This is a genomic window from Arthrobacter sp. ZGTC212 (assembly GCF_002929255.1).
Lineage (GTDB): Bacteria > Actinomycetota > Actinomycetes > Actinomycetales > Micrococcaceae > Arthrobacter_B > Arthrobacter_B sunyaminii.
The window spans coordinates 1-572 of record NZ_PJIJ01000055.1; the positions used below are offsets into that span (position 1 = coordinate 1).

At 65.9% G+C, this 572-nt stretch carries 1 protein-coding gene; it reads left to right on the forward strand.

Going from position 1 to position 572, the window contains the following annotated elements; translation table 11 throughout:
• On the forward strand, nucleotides 1–555 hold a 555-nt coding region (locus CXQ89_RS17835), incomplete at its 5' end, for a glycerate kinase (protein ID WP_258060213.1).
• Nucleotides 556–572 lie beyond the last annotated feature (17 nt).

Sequence of the window (572 nt, forward strand, 5' to 3'; positions counted from 1 at the left end):
ACGTTCCCAACCCCCTGCGCGGCCCGCACGGCCCCCCGGCAGTGTTCGTTCGGACCGCAGAAGGGCGCGACCGCTGATGAGGTTGCAGCCCTCGACGATGGACTGGGGTACTTCGTCTCCAAGTTGTCCGAATCTGGGTTTGTCGACGCTGCGGCGCTGGCAGAACACGAAGGCGCCGGCAGCGCCGGCGGCATTGGCTACGCTTGCTTCCTGCTCGGGGCGCGGCAGGTTTCAGGTGCGGAATACTTCCTGGACCTGCTGGATTTCAACACCCGCAAGGACAGCTGCGTCATCGTTATTACGGGCGAGGGAAGCATCGACGAACAGACACTTGCGGGGAAGCTGCCCGCCGCCGTCGCCCGTCGCTCCGGATCACGGCCGATGATCGCCGTCGCCGGCCGCTCGTTGCTTCCCAGGGAGCGCTGGTCCGAGATGGCGCTGACACGGGTCTACACGCTGGCCGAGTACACGGACCGGGACTCGTCCAAGGACCCCGAGCTCTCGGCGGCGCTGTTGAAGCAGATCGGGCAGGACATCGGCACCACCCTGCTGTAGGCCCACTGCCACTAAAT